The sequence below is a fragment of the Streptomyces sp. NPDC003016 genome, from assembly GCF_053591455.1.
Genome location: NZ_JBSFTV010000035.1, coordinates 60,644 through 80,223, shown reverse-complemented (window position 1 = coordinate 80,223; position 19,580 = coordinate 60,644). Strand labels below are relative to the sequence as shown.

The 19,580-nt window shown below is 69.3% G+C and carries 18 protein-coding genes and 1 tRNA gene; 13 read left to right on the top strand and 6 right to left on the bottom strand.

Annotation, left to right across the window (positions count from 1 at the left end; genetic code table 11):
* Positions 1–121 precede the first annotated feature (121 nt).
* Positions 122–2,854, bottom strand: a complete 2,733-nt coding sequence (aceE, locus tag ACWDZ4_RS27065; RefSeq protein ID WP_451510994.1) for a pyruvate dehydrogenase (acetyl-transferring), homodimeric type — start codon at positions 2,852–2,854, stop codon at positions 122–124.
* Positions 2,855–3,261: 407 nt separating this feature from the next.
* Between aceE and ACWDZ4_RS27060 the strand changes: the two genes are divergently transcribed.
* The 6 genes from ACWDZ4_RS27060 (at position 3,262) to ACWDZ4_RS27035 (ending at position 7,795) form a co-directional block, all read left to right on the top strand.
* The gene (locus ACWDZ4_RS27060) at positions 3,262–3,702 is read left to right on the top strand and encodes a DUF3052 domain-containing protein (protein WP_093801018.1); all 441 of its coding nucleotides are present in this window, start codon (positions 3,262–3,264) and stop codon (positions 3,700–3,702) included.
* Positions 3,703–3,841: 139 nt separating this feature from the next.
* Positions 3,842–4,366: a peroxiredoxin gene (locus ACWDZ4_RS27055; RefSeq protein WP_451510993.1), complete on the top strand. Its 525-nt coding sequence runs from the start codon at positions 3,842–3,844 to the stop codon at positions 4,364–4,366.
* A gap of 122 nt (positions 4,367–4,488) precedes the next feature.
* Complete coding sequence (locus ACWDZ4_RS27050) at positions 4,489–5,064, top strand: TerD family protein (protein ID WP_344492162.1); 576 nt, start codon at positions 4,489–4,491, stop codon at positions 5,062–5,064.
* A gap of 95 nt (positions 5,065–5,159) precedes the next feature.
* Entirely contained in the window at positions 5,160–5,735 is a 576-nt protein-coding gene (locus ACWDZ4_RS27045) for a TerD family protein (RefSeq protein ID WP_451510992.1), read from the top strand.
* Positions 5,736–5,784: 49 nt separating this feature from the next.
* Complete coding sequence (locus ACWDZ4_RS27040; RefSeq protein ID WP_451510991.1) at positions 5,785–6,933, top strand: DUF475 domain-containing protein; 1,149 nt, start codon at positions 5,785–5,787, stop codon at positions 6,931–6,933.
* A 124-nt stretch (positions 6,934–7,057) separates the two neighbouring features.
* Positions 7,058–7,795, top strand: a complete 738-nt coding sequence (locus ACWDZ4_RS27035) for a TerD family protein (protein ID WP_451510990.1) — start codon at positions 7,058–7,060, stop codon at positions 7,793–7,795.
* Positions 7,796–7,896: 101 nt separating this feature from the next.
* On the opposite strand, the gene ACWDZ4_RS27030 is transcribed toward ACWDZ4_RS27035, so the two are convergent.
* Positions 7,897–8,736 carry a TerD family protein gene (locus tag ACWDZ4_RS27030; protein ID WP_451510989.1) on the bottom strand — a complete coding sequence of 280 codons (840 nt, stop codon included), beginning with the start codon at positions 8,734–8,736 and terminating at the stop codon, positions 7,897–7,899.
* A 185-nt stretch (positions 8,737–8,921) separates the two neighbouring features.
* Here ACWDZ4_RS27030 and ACWDZ4_RS27025 point away from each other — a divergent pair, with 185 nt between their 5' ends.
* The 3 genes from ACWDZ4_RS27025 (at position 8,922) to ACWDZ4_RS27015 (ending at position 13,623) form a co-directional block, all read left to right on the top strand.
* Entirely contained in the window at positions 8,922–10,082 is a 1,161-nt protein-coding gene (locus ACWDZ4_RS27025) for an HpcH/HpaI aldolase/citrate lyase family protein (protein WP_451510988.1), read from the top strand.
* A gap of 83 nt (positions 10,083–10,165) precedes the next feature.
* Positions 10,166–12,799: a phosphoribosyltransferase gene (locus ACWDZ4_RS27020; RefSeq protein ID WP_451510987.1), complete on the top strand. Its 2,634-nt coding sequence runs from the start codon at positions 10,166–10,168 to the stop codon at positions 12,797–12,799.
* A complete protein-coding gene (locus ACWDZ4_RS27015; RefSeq protein ID WP_451510986.1) occupies positions 12,796–13,623 on the top strand; it encodes an HAD family hydrolase in 828 nt (275 codons plus the stop codon). Before ACWDZ4_RS27020 ends, ACWDZ4_RS27015 begins: the two co-directional genes overlap by 4 nt.
* Here the strand turns inward: ACWDZ4_RS27015 and ACWDZ4_RS27010 are convergent.
* Entirely contained in the window at positions 13,592–14,218 is a 627-nt protein-coding gene (locus tag ACWDZ4_RS27010; protein ID WP_451510985.1) for a DedA family protein, read from the bottom strand. The two genes, ACWDZ4_RS27015 and ACWDZ4_RS27010, sit on opposite strands and share 32 nt — an antisense overlap.
* Positions 14,219–14,351: 133 nt before the next feature.
* Between ACWDZ4_RS27010 and ACWDZ4_RS27005 the strand changes: the two genes are divergently transcribed.
* Genes ACWDZ4_RS27005 through ACWDZ4_RS26995 form a run of 3 tightly spaced genes read left to right on the top strand, consistent with a single transcriptional unit; the run spans position 14,352 to position 16,817 of the window.
* On the top strand, positions 14,352–15,512 hold the full coding sequence (locus ACWDZ4_RS27005) for a sensor histidine kinase (protein ID WP_451510984.1): 1,161 nt from the start codon (positions 14,352–14,354) through the stop codon (positions 15,510–15,512).
* Complete coding sequence (locus ACWDZ4_RS27000; protein WP_451510983.1) at positions 15,503–16,147, top strand: response regulator; 645 nt, start codon at positions 15,503–15,505, stop codon at positions 16,145–16,147. The genes ACWDZ4_RS27005 and ACWDZ4_RS27000 overlap by 10 nt, the downstream gene beginning before the upstream one ends.
* Before the next feature lie 10 nt (positions 16,148–16,157).
* Positions 16,158–16,817 carry an O-methyltransferase gene (locus tag ACWDZ4_RS26995; protein WP_451510982.1) on the top strand — a complete coding sequence of 220 codons (660 nt, stop codon included), beginning with the start codon at positions 16,158–16,160 and terminating at the stop codon, positions 16,815–16,817.
* An 18-nt stretch (positions 16,818–16,835) separates the two neighbouring features.
* Here ACWDZ4_RS26995 and ACWDZ4_RS26990 read toward each other — a convergent pair whose 3' ends face one another.
* From ACWDZ4_RS26990 to ACWDZ4_RS26980, 3 genes are all read right to left on the bottom strand, one after another.
* Entirely contained in the window at positions 16,836–17,054 is a 219-nt protein-coding gene (locus ACWDZ4_RS26990; RefSeq protein ID WP_451510981.1) for an FmdB family zinc ribbon protein, read from the bottom strand.
* 44 nt (positions 17,055–17,098) lie between these two features.
* Positions 17,099–18,475: a hypothetical protein gene (locus ACWDZ4_RS26985; protein ID WP_451510980.1), complete on the bottom strand. Its 1,377-nt coding sequence runs from the start codon at positions 18,473–18,475 to the stop codon at positions 17,099–17,101.
* Between the two features lie 73 nt (positions 18,476–18,548).
* Positions 18,549–19,307, bottom strand: a complete 759-nt coding sequence (locus ACWDZ4_RS26980) for a DUF4097 family beta strand repeat-containing protein (protein WP_451510979.1) — start codon at positions 19,305–19,307, stop codon at positions 18,549–18,551.
* A gap of 183 nt (positions 19,308–19,490) precedes the next feature.
* Here ACWDZ4_RS26980 and ACWDZ4_RS26975 point away from each other — a divergent pair.
* Positions 19,491–19,565, top strand: a tRNA-Val gene (locus tag ACWDZ4_RS26975).
* The last annotated feature ends 15 nt before the right edge of the window (positions 19,566–19,580 follow it).

The following is a 19,580-nucleotide window of genomic DNA, read 5'->3' as shown; positions in this document are numbered from 1 at the left end:
TCAGCAGACGGGCCGCGAGGCGGGAGTACGCCGGGTCCTCGGAGATCAGCCCGGCGGCGGCGTCGGTGGCGAGACCCCGCAGCTCGCCGCGGGCCCCGCCGCCCTTCGTACCGTGTGAGCGTTACGCGTCGCCGCCGGCCGCGCCGGGGTCGGCCGCGGTCACGTCGAGCAGCTGGTAGCGGTCGATCGCCTGCTTCAGCGCCGAGCGGTCGATCCTGCCCTCCCGGGCCAGCTCCGTCAGCACCGCCAGGACGATCGACTGCGCGTCGATGTGGAAGTAGCGGCGGGCCGCGCCCCGCGTGTCGGCGAAGCCGAAACCGTCCGCGCCGAGCGAGGAGTACGTGCCCGGAACCCAGCGCGAGATCTGGTCCGGAACCGAACGCATCCAGTCCGAAACGGCCACGAACGGACCCTGCGCACCGGAGAGCTTCTGCGTCACGTACGGCACGCGCTGCTCCTCCTCCGGGTGGAGCAGGTTGTGCTCCTCCACCGAGACGGCCTCGCGGCGCAGCTCGTTCCAGGAGGTCGCCGACCAGACGTCGGCCTTGACGTTCCACTCCTCGGCGAGGATCCGCTGGGCCTCGACCGCCCACGGCACCGCCACACCGGAGGCCATGATCTGGGCCGGGAGCTCGCCCTTCTCGCCCTCCTTGAAGCGGTAGATGCCCTTGAGAATGCCGTCGGTGTCGACGTTCTCGGGCTCCGCCGGGTGCTGGATCGGCTCGTTGTAGACGGTCAGGTAGTAGAAGACGTCCTCGGCGTCGTCGCCGTACATCCGCTTCAGGCCGTCCTGGACGATGTGCGCGATCTCGTACCCGAAGGCCGGGTCGTACGCGACACAGGCCGGGTTCGTCGAGGCGAGCAGCTGCGAGTGGCCGTCCGCGTGCTGGAGACCCTCACCGGTCAGAGTCGTACGACCGGCGGTCGCGCCCAGGACGAATCCGCGCGCGAGCTGGTCGGCCATCTGCCAGAACTGGTCACCGGTCCGCTGGAAACCGAACATCGAGTAGAAGACGTAGACCGGGATCAGCGGCTCGCCGTGCGTGGCGTACGCCGAACCGGCCGCGATCAGCGACGCGGTGCAGCCGGCCTCGGAGATGCCGTCGTGCAGCATCTGCCCGGTCGGCGACTCCTTGTACGCGAGCAGCAGTTCACGGTCGACCGCCTCGTACTGCTGGCCCAGCGGGTTGTAGATCTTCGCGCTCGGGAAGAACGCGTCCATGCCGAAAGTGCGGTACTCGTCGGGCGCGATCAGCACGAAACGCTTGCCGATCTCCTTGTCCCGCATGAGATCCTTCAGGACACGCACGAACGCCATCGTCGTGGCGATCGACTGCTGGCCGGACCCCTTCTTCGCGGCCGCGTACGTCTTCTCGGCCGGCAGCGGCAGCGGCTCCGCCCGGACGACACGGGTCGGTACGTACCCGCCCAGCGCGTTGCGCCGGTCGTGCATGTACTGGATCTCCTCGGACTCGCGGCCCGGGTGGTAGTACGGCGGGTAGCCCTCGTCCAGCTGCTTGTCCGTGATCGGGATGTGCAGCCGGTCGCGGAAGCGCTTCAGGTCCTCGACCGTCAGCTTCTTCATCTGGTGGGTCGCGTTGCGGCCCTCGAAGTTCGGCCCCAGCGTCCAGCCCTTGACGGTCTGGGCCAGAATCACGGTCGGCTGGCCCTTGTGGGCCTTGGCCGCCGCGTACGCCGCGTACACCTTCTTGTGGTCGTGACCGCCGCGCCCCAGGTGCAGGATCTGGTCGTCGGTCATGTCCGCGACCATGGCGCGCAGCCGGTGGTCGCCCCCGAAGAAGTGCTCGCGGATATATGCGCCCGTCTCCGTGGCGTACGTCTGGAACTGGCCGTCGGGGGTCGTGTTGAGCTTGTTGACCAGCACGCCGTCGCGGTCCTGCGCGAGCAGCGGGTCCCAGCTCCGGTCCCAGACCAGCTTGATGACGTTCCAGCCGGCGCCCCGGAACTGCGACTCCAGCTCCTGGATGATCTTGCCGTTGCCGCGCACCGGGCCGTCGAGGCGCTGGAGGTTGCAGTTGACGACGAAGGTCAGGTTGTCCAGGCCCTCGCGGGCGGCGATGGACAGCTGGCCGAGCGACTCGGGCTCGTCCATCTCGCCGTCGCCGAGGTACGCCCAGACGTGCGACTTGGAGGTGTCGGCGATGCCGCGCGCCTCCATGTAGCGGTTCATCCGCGCCTGGTAGATCGCGCCGAGGGGGCCGAGGCCCATCGACACGGTCGGGAACTCCCAGAAGTCCGGCATCAGCCGCGGGTGGGGGTACGACGACAGACCGTTCGGAGCCTTCGACTTCTCCTGGCGGAAGGCGTCGAGCTGTGCCTCGCTCAGCCGGTCGAGCAGGAACGCGCGGGCGTAGATGCCGGGGGACGCGTGCCCCTGGAAGAAGATCTGGTCGCCGCCGTCGCCCTCGTCCTTGCCGCGGAAGAAGTGGTTGAAGCCCACGTCGTAGAGCGAGGCGGAGGAGGCGAACGTGGCGATGTGACCACCCACGCCGATACCGGGGCGCTGCGCACGGGAGACCATCACGGCCGCGTTCCAGCGGGTCGCGTTGAGGACCTTGCGCTCGATCTCCTCGTTGCCGGGGAAGAACGGCTCGTCCCTGGTGGCGATGGTGTTGACGTAGTCGGTGCTGCGCATCTCGGGGACCGCCACGCGCTTCTCCCGCGCGCGCTCGATCAGACGGAGCATCAGGTAGCGGGCGCGCTCACGGCCCCGCTCGTCGACGGCGGCGTCGAGGGAGTCCAGCCATTCCTGGGTCTCTTCAGGATCGAAGTCCGGGACCTGGCTCGGAAGGCCGCCAATGATGATCGGATTGCGATCGGATCCGGAAGCCACGCTGTTCCTTCGCTGGTTGGGTCTGAGGGGTGTCGCGCCGCATCCATCGTCCACCCCGGAATCACAAACGTCATCTTTACCGAGGGGTAACCATCACCCGGCGAGAAGTCCGGCGCCGGCCGAGGATGGATCCGGTCGAATCGCCACCCTACGCCCGACACGTTGCTGCATTCCGTAAGGCCGTTCGGGACCGATTGGCCTACCGAAGCCACGGAAGCCGTCAAACGTGGTCGAATGGTGTGGGATGAATCACGAAGAGGGCTCTGGAGGTGTCCGTAGGCCCATCCTTTGGGCGGGATCGGGGGCGGGGTACTTGCGAGATTCGTCCTGCACGTGTGGACTACGGCCAATGCCCCGCGCACGCGCGGGTCCGAAGCATTTTCCAAAACATGATCAGGAGGCAATCCGTGAGCGCGACCGCGGACCACGCGGAGGAGCGGACCAACCTTGCCGCGAGGCTGGGTTTCCAGCCCGAGCAGGTGGTCCAGGAGATCGGCTTCGACGACGATGTCGATCAGGAGCTCCGCGAGGCCATCGAGGAACTCATTGGCACCGAACTCGTCGACGAGGACTACGACGATGTGGCTGACGCCGTCGTGCTGTGGTTCCGCGACGAGGACGGGGATCTGACGGACGCGCTGGTCGACGCTACGCAGCTGATCGACGAAGGCGCCCCCGTCTGGCTGATGACGCCGAAGACAGGCCGTGAAGGCTATGTCGAGCCGAGCGACATCAATGAAGCCGCGCAGACCGCGGGTCTGTCTCAGACCAAGAGCGTCAACGCGGGCAAGGACTGGACCGGCAGCAGGCTGGTTACCCCGAAGGCGGCGAAGTCCGGCAAGCGCTGAGCGAAGAACCGACGCGGACGACCGGCCACCGTCACCGGACGCAGTCAGGGCCCCCGCCGACCTCGGTCGGCGGGGGCCCTTTGCGTAGGGTGGACCACCGGAACGGACGGCCGGAACGGACTGAGGGGGCGACGCTTCCATGGCGGCAGAGGTGGGCACCAAGGCCCCGGATTTCGAGCTGAAGGACAACCACGGCCGGGCCGTGAGGCTCTCCGGCTTCTGGGTCCCGGACAGTCCGGGCGACGCCGGTGACGCCGGCGGGTCTGACGGGGCCGGCGGGACCGACGGGGCCAGGAACGTGGTGCTGCTCTTCTACCCGTTCGCCTTCACCGGCGTCTGCACGGGCGAGCTGCGCGCGCTCCGCGACGAACTGCCGAAGTTCGTCAACGACGACGTACAGCTGCTCGCCGTGTCCACCGACTCCATCCACACCCTGCGGGTCTACGCCGAGCAGGAGGACATCGAGTACCCGCTCCTGTCCGACTTCTGGCCGCACGGCGAGGCCTCGCGCGCGTACGGCGTCTTCGACGAGGACAAGGGCTGCGCGGTGCGCGGCACCTTCGTCATCGACAAGCGGGGCGTGGTGCGCTGGTCCGTGGTGAACGGCCTGCCCGACGCGCGTGACCTGAACGACTACCTCAAGGCCCTCGACGCTCTCCGATGACCCGGGAAATCGGGGTTCCGGGCATGCTGCGCAGGGGAACCGGTCACTAGGATCGACTCGTTGATCCGAATGCCAGCGTATTACGGGGGGCCCTCGGCCCCTCGACACCTATGGGAGGACTCGTGGGAGTCAGCCTCAGCAAGGGCGGCAACGTCTCGCTGACCAAGGCAGCCCCCAACCTGACCGCGGTCATCGTCGGTCTGGGCTGGGACGCTCGTACCACCACCGGGGGTGACTTCGACCTCGACGCCAGCGCCCTGCTGACCAACACGGAGGGCAAGGTCACCAACGACTCGAACTTCGTCTTCTTCAACAACCTCAAGAGCCCCGACGGCTCGGTGGAGCACACCGGTGACAACACCACCGGTGAGGGCGAGGGCGACGACGAGGTCATCAAGGTGAACCTGGCCGGTGTGCCGGCCGACGTCGCCAAGATCGTGTTCCCGGTCTCGATCTACGAGGCCGAGGCCAGGCAGCAGAGCTTCGGCCAGGTGCGCAACGCGTACATCCGCGTGGTGAACCAGGCCGACAACACCGAGCTGGCGCGCTACGACCTGAGCGAGGACGCCTCGACGGAGACCGCGATGGTCTTCGGCGAGCTGTACCGCAACGGGGCGGAGTGGAAGTTCCGGGCCATCGGTCAGGGGTACGCCTCGGGCCTGCGCGGCATCGCGCAGGACTTCGGCGTCAACGTCTGAGCGAGATCCCCCTTCACGTCCGGCGTCGCACGTGCACGTGCGACGCCGGACGCGCCTCACCACTCATTTCCGTACCGCGGGGAGGAAGCAAGATCATGGGCGTCACGCTCGCCAAGGGAGGCAATGTCTCCCTCTCCAAGGCCGCACCGAACCTCACCCAGGTGCTGGTCGGGCTCGGCTGGGATGCGCGCTCCACCACAGGAGCCCCCTTCGACCTCGACGCCAGCGCGCTGCTGTGCCAGAACGGCCGTGTGCTCGGCGACGAGTACTTCGTCTTCTACAACAACCTCAAGAGCCCCGAGGGCTCGGTCGAGCACACCGGCGACAACCTGACCGGTGAGGGCGACGGCGACGACGAGTCGATGATCATCGATCTCTCCCTGGTGCCCGAGCACTGCGACAAGATCATTTTTCCGGTCTCGATCCATGACGCCGACAACCGCGGCCAGACCTTCGGCCAGGTCAGCAACGCCTTCATCCGCGTGGTCGACCAGGCGGACGGGCAGGAGCTGGCCCGTTACGACCTCTCCGAGGACGCTTCCAGCGAGACCGCGATGATCTTCGGTGAGGTGTACCGGTACGGCGGAGAATGGAAGTTCCGAGCCGTTGGACAGGGGTATGCGTCAGGACTGCGGGGCATCGCCCTAGACTTCGGGGTCAACGTTTCGTAAAGCCGCGCACGGCGCGGGGGAGACCCGTACTTACACGATGGGGTAGCCAGTGGTTCTGAAAACCTTCGGCTGGTCGTTTGCCGTCACGGCACTCGGACTGGCTTTTGCCGCCTGGCAGTGGGGGTGGGAGGCGTTCGGGGTCGTACTGATCCTGTCGATCCTCGAAATCTCACTGTCCTTCGACAACGCGGTGGTCAACGCCGGAATCCTGAAGAAGATGAATGCCTTCTGGCAGAAGATCTTCCTCACCATCGGCATCCTGATCGCCGTCTTCGGTATGCGGCTGGTCTTCCCTGTCGCCATCGTCGCGATCAGCGCCAAGGTCGGTCCCATCGAGGCGATCCAGCTCGCGATGGACAAACCCCAGCAGTACGAGGCCCTGGTCACGGACGCCCACCCGGCGATCGCGGCCTTCGGTGGCATGTTCCTGCTCATGATCTTCCTGGACTTCATCTTCGAGGACCGGGACATCAAGTGGCTCGGCTGGATCGAGCGTCCGCTGGCCAAGCTCGGCAAGGTCGACATGCTGTCGGTCTGCATCGCGCTCGTCGTCCTGCTCGGCACGGCGATGACCTTCGCGACCCACGCGCACACCAGCTCGGGATACCAGGACAAGACGGCCACGGTGCTGCTCTCCGGCGTCGCCGGCCTGATCACGTACCTCATCGTCGGCGGTCTCTCCAGCCACTTCGAGAACAAGATCGAAGAGGAAGAGGAGCGCGAGCACGAAGAGGAGGAGAAGGCCAAGGCGGAGGGCAAGGACCCGTCCCTCGTCGGCCTGGCGGGCAAGGCCGCGTTCTTCCTCTTCCTGTACCTGGAAGTCCTCGACGCCTCCTTCTCGTTCGACGGTGTCATCGGCGCCTTCGCCATCACGAACCACATCTTCTGGATGGCGCTCGGCCTCGGCATCGGCGCGATGTACGTACGTTCGCTGACGGTCTACCTGGTCCGCCAGGGCACCCTGGACGACTACGTCTACCTGGAGCACGGCGCGCACTACGCGATCGGCGCGCTCGCGGTCATCCTGCTGGTCACCATCGAGCACGAGATCAGCGAGCTCATCACCGGTCTCATCGGTATCGTCCTGATCGCCGCCTCCTTCTTGTCCTCGATCCGCCGCAACAAGCTGCTCGCGGCCGACGAGGACGGCAAGGGGCCGGCCTCGGGGGACAAGACTGAGGTCCCGTCCGGGGTGTGACCCGGCAGGGATTGAGGAACGCTCTGAGCGGGGCGGTCACGAGGCGTCGGCCTCGGGGCCGCCCCGCGGCCTTACGTGCCGTTGCGCGGGATTTTCAAGAGACACCTGGGGGTGTGGGGGCGGGATGGCTTTCTGGGACAGCATGCGGCGGAACAGGGCCGAGCAGTTCGCGTCCGGCGGCGCCGCGGCCAACGTGATCGAGCTGACCAAGCGGAACCCGTCGGTCTCGCTCACCAAGCAGGGCGCGGCCACCGGCAATCTGCGCGTCAATCTCTCGTGGCGGATGCGCACTTCCGACATCGGAGGCACACCGCGGCGCAGCGGCAGTCTGCTGCGCCGGCCGCTCAAGTTCTTCCAGCCGGAACTGGTACAGGCGCACACCCAGGGTGTGGTCAACGTCGACCTCGACCTCGGCTGCCTCTACGAGCTGGTGGACGGCACGAAGGGGGTCGTGCAGCCCCTGGGCAGCTTCTTCGGGAGCCTGAACGCGCCGCCGTACGTCCAGCTCAGCGGCGACGACCGGTTCGGCGCGCCGTCGGGCGAGACGATCTACGTGAACCTCGACCACCGCGAGGCGATCAAGCGGCTGCTGGTCTTCGTCTACATCTACGACCAGACGCCGGCCTTCGACCGTACGCACGCCGTGGTGACGCTCTTCCCGAGCAACGGCCCGCGGATAGAGATCGAACTCGACGAGCGCGCCCCGCAGGCCCGCTCGTGCGCCGTCTTCACCGTGGAGGACGGCAAGGGCGGCCTGGTGGTGCGGCGCGAGGTGAAGTTCGTCTACGGCTTCCAGGCGGAGCTGGACCGGCTGTACGGGTGGGGCCTGCAATGGGGGCGCGGCTACAAGACCAAGGCCTGACGGACCTGACGGACCTGACGGACCTGACGGACCTGACGGACCTGACGGACCTGACGGGCTCGGTCTCCGGGTCCGTCAGGCGCGTTCTTCAGGTGTGTCCTCTAGGCGCGGACGAACTGCGGTCCCTGCGGAGGCAGCCGGAAGTTCGGGTCCGGTGCGAAGGCAGCGGCGGCGGCGGGCTGCGGGTAGCCGTAGGCGGGCTGGGGCGACGCCGACTGGGGATAGCCATAGGCGGGCGCGGCCGTCGGCTGCGGATAGCCGTACGCGGGCTGGGCGGGCGGTGCGGGCTGGAGCGGCGGCTGGGAGGGCGGTGCGGGCGGCTCGGGAGCCGGGGAGGGCCCGGCTGCGGACGTCGCTGCCGACGCCGGTTCCGTGGCCGTCCCTTCCGGCTCCTCCGTTTCGTCCACCGAGATGCCGTGGTCCGTGGCCAGGCCGATCAGGCCGTTCGAGTAGCCCTCGCCCAGCGCCCTGAACTTCCAGCCCTCGCCGCGCCGGTACAGCTCCCCGCAGATCAGCGCGGTCTCCGCGCCCGTCTCCGGCCTGACCTCGAAGTGCGCGAGCGGCTCGCCGCTCCCGGCCGCGGTGGCGTCGTACACCTCGATGCGCAGATCCCGTACGTGCTCGAACGGGACGTTCTCCGTCGAGGCGACGATCAGGATCCGGTCCACGGCCGGTTCGAGCGCCGCGAGCTCCGTCTGCACCGAGTCGGTGACGCCGTCCGGCATGCGCTTCTTGCCCAGGCTCCGGACCAGGCCCGAGGGATGGCGGGGCTGGTTGTAGAAGACGAAGTCCTCGTCGGAGCGCACGCGTCGGTCGACGCCGAGCAGCAGGGCCGAGGCGTCCACTTCGGGGACGCCGGGGCCGGGGGTCCAGCGCAGCACAGCCCGGACGGCCGTGGCGTCGAGCGGGACGTTCGAGCCCTTCAGCATGGCGTGCGTCATGCCTGTCATCCTGCCTTCCCGCGGCTCCCGCGGACAACGCGGGGCCCCGTTTCCTTGCGTTCGGAGGCCGTGCTTTTGTGTGGGTAACCTGAAGTTCATGCGCATGGGGAACTCTTGACACGGTCCCTACGTACTATTACCGGCCACAGAGCAATGGGCCGACACGGCAGCACGGGGGGATTTTGATGCGTCATTTCGGGCATATCCCGCGCGTTGTCCGGGAGAACCTTTTCCATCAGGAGCCGGTCGCGTTCGATGCCGGGTCCTCGGCCCGTACGCTCTCCGCCGCTCTCGGCGCCACGCTCTACAGCCCGGCCACCCGGCCGACCCTCGCCGACGACGTGGTGAAGCAGGCGGGGCGCGGAGTCGTCTCGATGGTGCTCTGCCTGGAAGATTCCATCGACGACGCGGAAGTCGCCGGGGCCGAGGAGAACCTCGTCCAGCAGTTCGCCGAGCTCGACGCGCGGGGCCTGGAGCTGCCGCTGCTGTTCGTCCGGGTCCGCGAGCCCGGGCAGATTCCCGATCTGGTGCACCGGCTCGGACCCTCGGCGCGGCTGCTGTCCGGATTCGTACTACCGAAGTTCACCGAGGAGCGTGGCGTCGCCTTCCTGGAGGCGCTCACGGCCGCGGAGGCGGCGAGCGGGCAGCGGCTGTTCGCGATGCCCGTCCTGGAGTCACCGCAACTGCTCCACCTGGAGACCCGGGCCGAGACACTGGGCGGCATCGCCCGCACCGTCGACAAGTACCGGGAGCGGGTGCTCGCGCTGCGCCTGGGCGTCACCGACTTCTGTTCGGCGTACGGGCTGCGCAGGGCGCCCGACATGACGGCGTACGACGTGCAGATCGTGGCCGGGGTCATCGCCGACGTGGTGAACGTGCTCGGGCGTTCGGACGGCACAGGCTTCACGATCACCGGTCCTGTGTGGGAGTACTTCCGGGTCCAGGAGCGGATGTTCAAACCGCAGCTGCGCCGCAGTCCCTTCGCGGGGCAGGCGGAGGCGCTGCGCGCGTCGCTCATCGAGCACGACATGGACGGGCTGCTGCGGGAGATCTCGCTCGACCGCGCGAACGGGCTGCTCGGCAAGACCTGCATCCATCCGTCGCACGTGCTGCCCGTGCACGCGCTGTCGGTGGTCAGCCACGAGGAGTTCAGCGACGCGCAGGACATCCTGCGGCCTGAGCGGGGCGGCGGCGGAGTGATGCGTTCCGCCTACACGAACAAGATGAACGAAGTGAAGCCGCACCGCGCGTGGGCCGAACGCACGCTGCTGAGGGCGGAGGTCTTCGGGGTGGCCCGCGAGGACGTCGGCTTCGTGGAGCTGCTGACCGCCGGAATAACCGGCTGAGACGGCTGAGACGGCTGAGCCGACTGTGACGGCCGACGGCTGGGCCGACTGGGCCGACCGAGCCGGCTGGGAGCGAGACTGAGATGGAGACGGACGACGTGGTGTGGTCGGGAACGTGGGTCGCGGAGCGGCTGGGCGTCGAACTCGTCGCCGACGGCGAGGAGCAGAGGCCCGGCGGCTTGAACGATCTGCTGGGACTGGCCCTGCGCCACAATCCGAAACGGGCCCATCTGCTGGTGTCGAACGTGCTGGGCAAGCATGTGCCGCAGTTGCCCTCACGGGTGTACGGGGCGGGATTCGCGCTCGGTGAGGACGTACGGAAGCTGCTGGGTGACGAGGCGGCCGCACGCGCGGTGGTCCTCGGGTACGCCGAGACGGCGACGGGGCTCGGCCACGCGGTCGCGGACGGCGTGGGCGTAGCGCCGTACCTCCACTCGACGCGCCGCCCGGTCGACGGCGTGCCGACGGCGGGCGGCTTCGAGGAGTCCCACTCGCACGCCACCTCGCATCTGCTGCTGCCGGAAGATCCTGGGCTGCTGGCTGGCGGGGGACCGCTGGTCCTCGTCGACGACGAGTTCTCCACGGGCAACACGGTGCTCAACACCATCCGCGACCTGCACGGGCGGTACCCGCGCGAGTGGTACGTGATCGTCGCCCTGGTCGACATGCGCTCGGCACAGGACCGGGGGCGACTGGAGGGGTTCGCACGGGAGATCGGCGCGCGCGTCGACCTGATCGCGATGGCCTCGGGCACGGTCCGCCTGCCGGAGGGCGTACTGGAGAAGGGCCAGGCCCTGGTGGCGCGCTACGCCCCCTCCCCGCCGCCCCACTCCGGCACCGACGTCGGGCCCGCGGTGGCCGGGGCCGCTTGCCCGGAGCCCGCCCGCGCCGCTTCCCGGGCCGCCACGCCCACCCGCGTCGAGCTGGGCTGGCCGAGCGGTGTGCCCGACGGGGGACGGCACGGGTTCGTACCCGCGCACCGGGCGGTGCTGGAGGGCGCGCTGCCGGGCATGGCCGACCGTATCGCCGGGGCGCTGCCCCAAGACGCGCGCCGCGTGCTGGTCCTCGGCTTCGAGGAGCTGATGTACGCGCCGCTCAGGCTGGCCACCGCGCTGGAGGAGCGCCTCGAAGCCGAGGTGCGGTACTCGACCACCACCCGCTCACCCGTGCTCGCCGTCGACGACCCGGGTTACGCGATCCGCACACGCATCGTCTTCCCCGCGCACGACAACCCCGCCGACGGTCCCGGCGCGCGCTACGCCTACAACGTCGCGGACGCCGGCTTCGACGCCGTCGTCGCCGTCGTCGACTCCGCCGCCGACACCTCCGCACTGCACGCCCCCGACGGCCTCCTCGCCTGCCTGGCCCCCCACACCGGGCGCGTCGTGCTGGCGGTCGTCCCCTCGTACCTACCCGAGATAACCGAGATAACCGAGACACCCGAGACAGCCGATGTGCCAGGCATGGCCGAGATCCCCGTGATCCCCGGGATGCCCGAGCGACGAGTCCCCGAACGGCAGGAACCGCCCATGCCCGAGCCCCTTCGCGGCCCCGCCTTCTCCTCCTACGCACCGGAGGACGTCGGCTGGCTTCTCCAGGACCTCTCGGGTGTCGAGCTCGAGGCCCCGACGGAGGAGCGCGAGGAAGCGATCCAGAGCGGCGGCGCACACTACGCCGAGTCGCTCCCCGTCGAGTACCAGCCGAACGCCCAGTACCAGCAGCTCTTCATGGCGGCCCTGGAGACCTCGGCCACCCGCATCGCCCGGGCCGTCGCCACCGTCACCGAAACCGTCCTGGCCGAACTCCCCCACCACCGAAAGCGTGGGGGGACTCCCTCCCCTGTTCCTGTGCTGGTCTCCCTGGCCCGCGCCGGTACGCCCGTCGGTGTGCTGATGCGCCGCTACGCCCAGCACCGGCACGGGCTCGACCTCCCGCATTACGCCGTCTCCATCGTCCGCGGCCGCGGCATCGACGAGACTGCCCTGCGCTGGCTGGCCGCGCACCACGACCCGGCCGACGTCGTCTTCGTCGACGGCTGGACGGGAAAGGGCGCGATCACCCGCGAACTCGCCCAGGCTCTGGACGGTTTCGCCGCCGCCACCGGCATCGACGGCTTCAGCCCGGAGATCGCCGTCCTCGCCGATCCCGGTGGCTGTGTGAAGACCTACGGCACGCGCGAGGACTTCCTCATCCCCTCCGCTTGCCTCAACTCCACCGTCTCCGGTCTGATTTCGCGCACGGTCCTCCGTTCCGACCTGGTAGGCCCCGACGACTTCCACGGGGCGAAGTTCTACCGTGAACTCGCCGACAGCGACGTGTCCGGTCACTTCCTCGACACCGTCGCCGCCCGCTTCGACGAGGTCGCGGACGCCGTGGACGCCGAGGTCAAGGAACTGCTGTCGGCGGACCGCGCCCCCACCTGGGAGGGCTGGGCGGCGGTCGAGCGCATCAGCGAGGAGTACGGCATCCATGACGTGAACCTCGTCAAGCCCGGCGTCGGTGAGACCACTCGCGTCCTGCTGCGCCGCGTCCCCTGGAAGATCCTCGCCAAGCGCGGAGCCGGCGCCGACCTCGACCATGTGCGCCTCCTGGCGGAGCAGCGCGGCGTCCCGGTCGAGGAGGTCGACGGGCTCCCGTACACCTGTGTCGGGCTGATCCACCCCCAGTACACACGCGGCGCCACCGGCGCGGACGGCAAGGCGGTAACAGCGAAGTGACCAGCCGCCCTCCCGTCCTTGTCGCCAGCGATCTCGACCGCACCCTGATCTACTCCACCGCGGCCCTCGGCCTGCGCGTGCCCGACGCCGAGGCGCCGCGCCTGCTCTGTGTCGAGGTCTACGAGAGCAAGCCGCTCTCCTACCTCACGGAGACCGCCGCCGGCCTGATGGCGCAGCTCGCTGCCGAGACCTGGTTCGTCCCGACGACCACCCGCACCCGCGAGCAGTACCAGCGCATCCGGCTTCCTGTCCCCACCCCCCGTTTCGCGATCTGTGCCAATGGTGGTCACCTTCTTGTCGACGGAGTGTCCGACCCGGACTGGCAGACCCAGGTGGCGAAGACACTCGCGGACGAGTGTGCTTCCCTGGCCGAGGTCCGCGCCCACCTCGTCGCCGCCGCCGACCCCGCCTGGCTGCTGAAGGAACGGGTCGCCGAGGACCTCTTCGCCTACCTCGTCGTCGAGCGCGCGCTGCTGCCGGACGCGTGGGTCAAGGAACTCGGAGAGTGGGCACAGGCACGAGGCTGGACGGTCTCCCTCCAGGGCCGCAAGATCTACGCCGTACCGAAGCCGCTCACCAAGAGCGCGGCCATGCGTGAGGTGGCCCGGCGCACCGGCGCCACTCTCACCCTTGCCGCAGGCGACTCCCTTCTCGACGCGGACCTTCTGCTGGCCGCGGACCACGGCTGGCGGCCGGGGCACGGCGAGCTGGCCGACACGGGCTGGACCGCCCCGCAGGTCACCGTCCTCCCCGAGGCCGGCGTCGCGGCGGGCGAAGAGATCCTGCGCTCCTTCATCCACGCCGCCGGCCGACACCCGGCCTGAGCATCCGGGCGCCCACGAAGAGCAGCACCGCCAGCACGGCCCCCACCAGCACCACCTTCGAGTACGCGGAGACATAACCCGTCACGTCCTCCCAGTTCTCGCCCAGTGAGTAACCGGCGAGGACGAAGACGGTGTTCCATATCGCGCTGCCGAGCGTGGTGAGCCCGAGGAAGACCGGCAGCGGCATGCGCTCGACCCCCGCGGGCACCGATATCAGGCTCCGGAAGATCGGGATCATCCGCCCGAACAGGACCGCCTTGGTGCCGTGGCGCAGGAACCATGCCTCGGTCCGCTCGATGTCGGAAACCTTCACCAGCGGCAGCTTGGCCGCTATCGCGACGGTCCGGTCACGCCCGAGCAGCGCCCCCACCCCGTACAGCGCGAGCGCACCGATCACCGAGCCCGCCGTGGTCCACATCAGGACGGCGATCAGGCTCATCTGCCCGGTACTGGCGGCGAATCCGGCCAGCGGCAGGATCACCTCGCTGGGAAGGGGCGGGAACAGGTTCTCCAGGGCGATGGCGATGCCGGCGCCCGGCGCCCCCAGGGTGTCCATGAGGGAGTTGATCCATTGTGGTGCGCTGCTTGCGGTCATGCGATCCACATTAGGAATCCGTACCTGAAGCCACACTGAAGAAGGCCGCAGGATTGCCGGACGTCAACCACAGGAAAATACTGAGGTTTTCCGCAGTGCGCGGGCCCGCGCACTGCGGTTAGCGTGCTTGATCATGAAAGCAGTCGTGTGGCGCGGAGTCCGGTTCGCGGCAGGTCTCGTCATCGGGGCCTGGTCCGCGGTCGCCGAGCTGATCTTCGTGCTCGTCTCCGGAGTGGCACTGCTGCTCGTGCTGGCATGGCCGCACGGGCGGCAGACGGTGATGCGCCCCGTCGCGGCCGGGAGCCGTCGCCTGACCGAGTTCGAGCGCGGCCGGCTGGGCACCTTCCTCGGCATACGGATATCCGAGACGTACGCGAGCGAGCGCGCCCTGTGCTACCTCGCCGCGCGCTGGACGCTCGGCCTGCTCGGCGCCGTCGTCCTGGTCTCCGTCCTCATCGGCGCCGGCTACGGCACCTTCTTCATGTACGGCTGGCTGATCGACGACATCGATTCTCCCGGCATGGTCGCCCTGGGCACCCTCGGCGGGCTGTTCCTGCTCTTCCTGGCGTTCCAGGGAATATTCGGAGTCGCCTCACTGGAGGGGCAGCTGGCCCGCCACTTTCTCGGCCCGAGCCACCAGGACGAGCTGGAGCGCCGTATCGCGCAACTGGCCGCCAGCCGCGCCGGAGTCGTCGAAGCCGTCCTCGACGAACGTCGCCGTATCGAAAGGGACCTGCACGACGGGGTGCAGCAGCACCTCGTGGCCCTGGGCATGCTGCTCGGCCGCGCCCGTCGCAGCCGGGACGCCGAGCACGCACAGGCATTGCTGCGCCAGGCCCACGAGCAGAGCGGCGAAGCGCTGGCCGAGCTGCGCGAAGTCGCCTGGCGCGTCTACCCGACGGTCCTCGACGAAGCAGGACTGCGGGCAGCCCTGGAGACGGTCGCGGAGCGCACGCTGCTCCCTGTCCACCTGGACTACCGGCTGGAAGGAGAACCCGCCAAGGCGCTCGCGGCCGTCGCGTACTTCGTCGTCTCCGAGGCCGCGACCAACGCCGTCAAGCACGCGGACGCCACCCGGCTCGGCGTGCGGCTCTCCTGCGCCGGAGACACCGGCCCGGACGGCGGGCGCGCACTGCGCGTCCGGGTCGAGGACAACGGAAAGGGCGGTGCCGACCCGTCCGGCAGCGGCCTCGTCGGCCTGGCACGCCGCGTCGCCGCCCTCGACGGCAGCCTCCGTGTCGACAGCCCGCCCGGCGGCCCCACCACCATCACCGCGGAGATCCCATGCGCGTAATCCTGGCCGAAGACTCGATCCTCCTGAGGGAAGGCCTGGTGCGGCTGCTCGCCGAGGAGGGGCACGAAGTGCTCGCGGCGGTCGCCGACGCCGAGGCACTTCTCGTGGCGGTCGAAGCAACACCGCCCGATGTGGTCGTGGCCGACGTCCGGATGCCGCCGACGCACACCGACGAGGGGCTGCGGGCCGCTCTCGAAATCCGCCGGCGCCACCCGCAGGTGGGGGTACTGGTGCTCTCCCAGTACGTCGAGAAGCGGTATGCCACCGAGCTGCTGACCGGAGACTCCGAAGGGGTGGGATACCTCCTCAAGGACCGGGTGGTCCAAGTGGACGAATTCCTCGACGCGCTGGAGCGGGTCGCGGCGGGGCGGGCGGCCTTCGACTCCGAGGTCGTACGCCAGTTGCTGACGCGCTCGACCCGCACCGATCCGCTGTCCCGTCTCACCGAGCGGGAGCGCGACGTGCTCGCCGAGATGGCCCAGGGCCACACCAACGCGGCGATCGCGACGCGGCTGCATGTGTCGCAGAGTGCTGTGGAGAAGCACACCAACGCAATTTTCGACAAGCTCGAACTGCCGGGGAACAGCGGCTACAGTCGCCGGGTTCTGGCCGTACTGCGGTATCTGGGCACTTGAGAGGGACGCGATGAGCAAGGGAAACAGCACTCCGGTCACCGACGAGCTGTACGCGTACATGCTGGCGCACAACCCTCCGCTGGACACCGTGCAGCGGGAGCTCGTCGAAACCACCTACCGGCAGTTGCCGGAGCACGCGGGCATGCAGTCCGCCGAGGAGCAGGGGCCGCTCCTCGCCTTCCTGGTCCGGCTGACCGGGGCACGGAACATCGTCGAGATCGGTACGTTCACCGGTTTCTCCGCGCTGTCGATGGCGCAGGCCCTGCCCGCCGACGGCCGGCTGATCACGTGCGACGTGTCGGAGGAGTGGACGGCGTACGCGCGCGAGGCCTGGGCGAAGGCGGGCGTCGCCGACCGTGTCGAACTGCGTATCGGCCCCGCCCTGGACACCCTGCGCGCCATGCCCGCGGAGCCGCACATCGACTTCGCCTACCTCGACGCCGACAAGGTCACCTACGTGCCGTATTGGGAGGAGCTGGTGCCCAGGATGCGGCAGGGCGGAGTGATCGCCACCGACAACGTCTTCTTCCACGGAGGTGTCACGGACCCGGACGCGACGGGCGCGGCGGCCGCGATCAGGGAGTTCAACGACCGGGTGACGGCCGACGAGCGCATGGAGAGCGTCACGATCCCCGTCGCGGACGGCGTGACGCTCTCCAGGAAGCGCTGATCCTCAGCCGCAACATCCTCAGCCGCAGCACCCGCCGCCGCAGCACCCGCCCCCGCCCCCGCTGGAGGGCGCGGCCGGGCCTGCCTTGGCCGTACCGCCCACGGCGACGGCGGACAGCAGCTTGACGGTGTCGTCGTGCCCGTCCGGGCAGGTGGCGGGCGCGGAGGACTCGGCCATGGGCCGGTTCAGCTCGAAGCTGGTGCCGCAGGAGCGGCAGCGGTACTCGTAATGAGGCATGCCCACAGGTTACTGAGTCGTCCCCCGGGCCGGGAGCTTCCGGGTCAGGAGCCCGCGCCCCGCTCCTCACGGATCTCCGAGACGACCCGCGCCACCGTGCGCCGTACGGCCTCGGTCTCGGTCAGGAAGTGCCAGTAGTCGGGGTGGCGGCCTTCCAGACCCGCGACGGCCCGGTCCAGCCGGGCCACCGAGTCGTCGAGCGGACGGGCATGCCGCGGATCGGGCGTATTGCGCCCGGCCATGGCCAGCCGCTGAGCGTCCCTGATCGTGAACCGTGTCCGCTCGATTTCCCGTTGCGGGTCCTTGGACACGGCGTTGAGCCGTTGCAGCCGGTCACCGGCGGCCGAAACCGCCTCGTCGGTGGAGTTCAGCAGCGCCCTGACCGTGCTGAGCAGAGAGACGGCATCGGGCCACCGTTGCTCGTCACGCGCCTTCGCCGCTTCCGCGATCTTCTTCTCGGCCTGCCGGACCGTGTCCGCTGTCTGCGCGGGTACGGTCTGCAGGTCCTGCCAGCACGCGGCAGTGAACCGGCGCCGCAGCTCGCTCAGGATCGGTTCGACCTTGCCCGCCCGGGTCGTCAGCGCCTGGGCCCGGGTCCGCAGTGACACCAACCGCCGGTCGATCTCCGCTGCCCGCTCCGGCAGCCGCTCGGCCTCGGTCCGCACGGCGTCGGCGTCGCGCAGCACCCGGTCCGCACGCTGCAGGGTCTCCGGTACGCCGTGCCGTCCGGCGCCCTCGTTGAGCTTGGTCAGCTCGGGCGCGAGAGCCGCCAGACGGGCCGCGAGATCATCGGCCCTGAGCCCCGAGGCCCGTACCGCGTCCAGCGCGTTGCTCGCCGCGAGAAGCGTCTGACGGGCCCGCTCCACGGCGGGCGCGAGCCGGGCGAGCTGCGTCTCCGCCGTGTCGAGCAGCGGCCCGAGCCCCAGCGCGTACCGGTCGAGTTCGCCCTTGACCCGTACCAGCTCGTCCTTGGCCTTGCTCAGCTCCGTGCGCGCCTTGGCGGCCGTGGCAGCCTCCAGGTCGTCGCGGTCGAGGTCGTGAGCGTCGACGGCGCTGATGTACGTATGGCTGACCTCGTCGATGCGCCGCCCCAGCGCCGCGAAGTCCTCCACGGCTCTGCGGGCCTTCGGCGAACTGTCCACCGCCGTGATCGTCTCGATCGAGATCCGCAGGTCGCGCTGGGCGGTGTCCAGCTCGTAGAAGGCCGCGGCGGCCTCGTCCTTGGCGGCCTGGGCGTCGGCGCGCACATGCTCCCCGCGCCCGCCGAACCAGCGCCTCGTACCGCCGCCCGCGAAGGCGAAGGGAAGCGTGACGACCAGCGGTACCGGCAGGAGCACGAGCGCGACGAGGTTCCGGACGGCACCCGCTTTGGTACGGCGGCGTACTCGCTGCGTGTACGGCTGCGCGTGTGTCGCCGTCACATCCCTCTCCCGTGCTGTGTCCGCCCCTGCCCGGTACATTCTCCCACCAGGTAAGGACGAACACACGGGCCGGTTAGTTCGCGCTTCGTACGGTGATTTCCCCGTTGTCGCTGTTCGCCCTCACCACATGAGGGCTGTCCGGGGCGCGCGGCACGTCGATCCGGACGTCGCCGTTGTCGCTCCTGGCCGTCACGCTGTACGTGGCCCTGGGCAGGTCGAGACTGATCTCGCCGTTGTCGCTGCCGGCCTCCACCAGGTCCGGGGCGACCGTGAAGGCCATCCGCACACTGCCGGTGTCGGAGTTCGCGTTCACCCTCTTCGACGCGATTCCCTCCGCGACGATCTCCCCGTTGTCGCTGCTCAGGTCCAGCGGGCCGCTGGAGTCCTTGACGGTCACCTGGCCGTTGTCGGAACGGAGCGCGAGGGCGGTGTCGAACCCGGTGGCCGTGACCTTCCCGTTGTCGTCCCTCACGGTCACCGCGACCCCGCGCGGCACCTTCACCCGGTGCCACGACTCGCAGTCGCTCACCATCGCGTCGCAGTGCTGCCGCAGCACGAGCTTGTCCCCCTCCATCTCCCAGGTGGACTCGGGCCCCTCACCGAGGAACACCCACCCATCGGCACGCCGCGTGACTTCGACGTCCTTCACATCGGCCGGCACCAGTTCGAGGGACGAGTCGTCGGCGTCGATGGTCAGCGTCTTCCCGGTGAACGGAAACGACCGCTGTTCGGCAGGCGCGTCCTTGGCCTCGCTCCCGCCACAGCCACTCAGAGCGACCACGGCGGCGACGGCCCCGCCGACGGCGAGAAAGGTGCGGGTACGAAGTGCCACGGTGATCGGTCCCCCAAGTAGTCCCAGCGTGAGCCCTCACCGTACGAACGGCCCCGCCCCGGCGCGATGCGGGCCGCCACCGAACCGGGGTGGGGTTATCCCCACCACCGCCCCGGCGCCGCCCGGCCGGGCAACGGATTGCCATCCCTCCCCGTGAGCCATGTACGCTGTTGCCTCATCCACGGGTGCGTAGCTCAGGGGTAGAGCGCTGCTCTTACAAAGCAGATGTCGGCGGTTCGAAACCGTCCGCGCCCACCAGCCAGAACGCCCCCG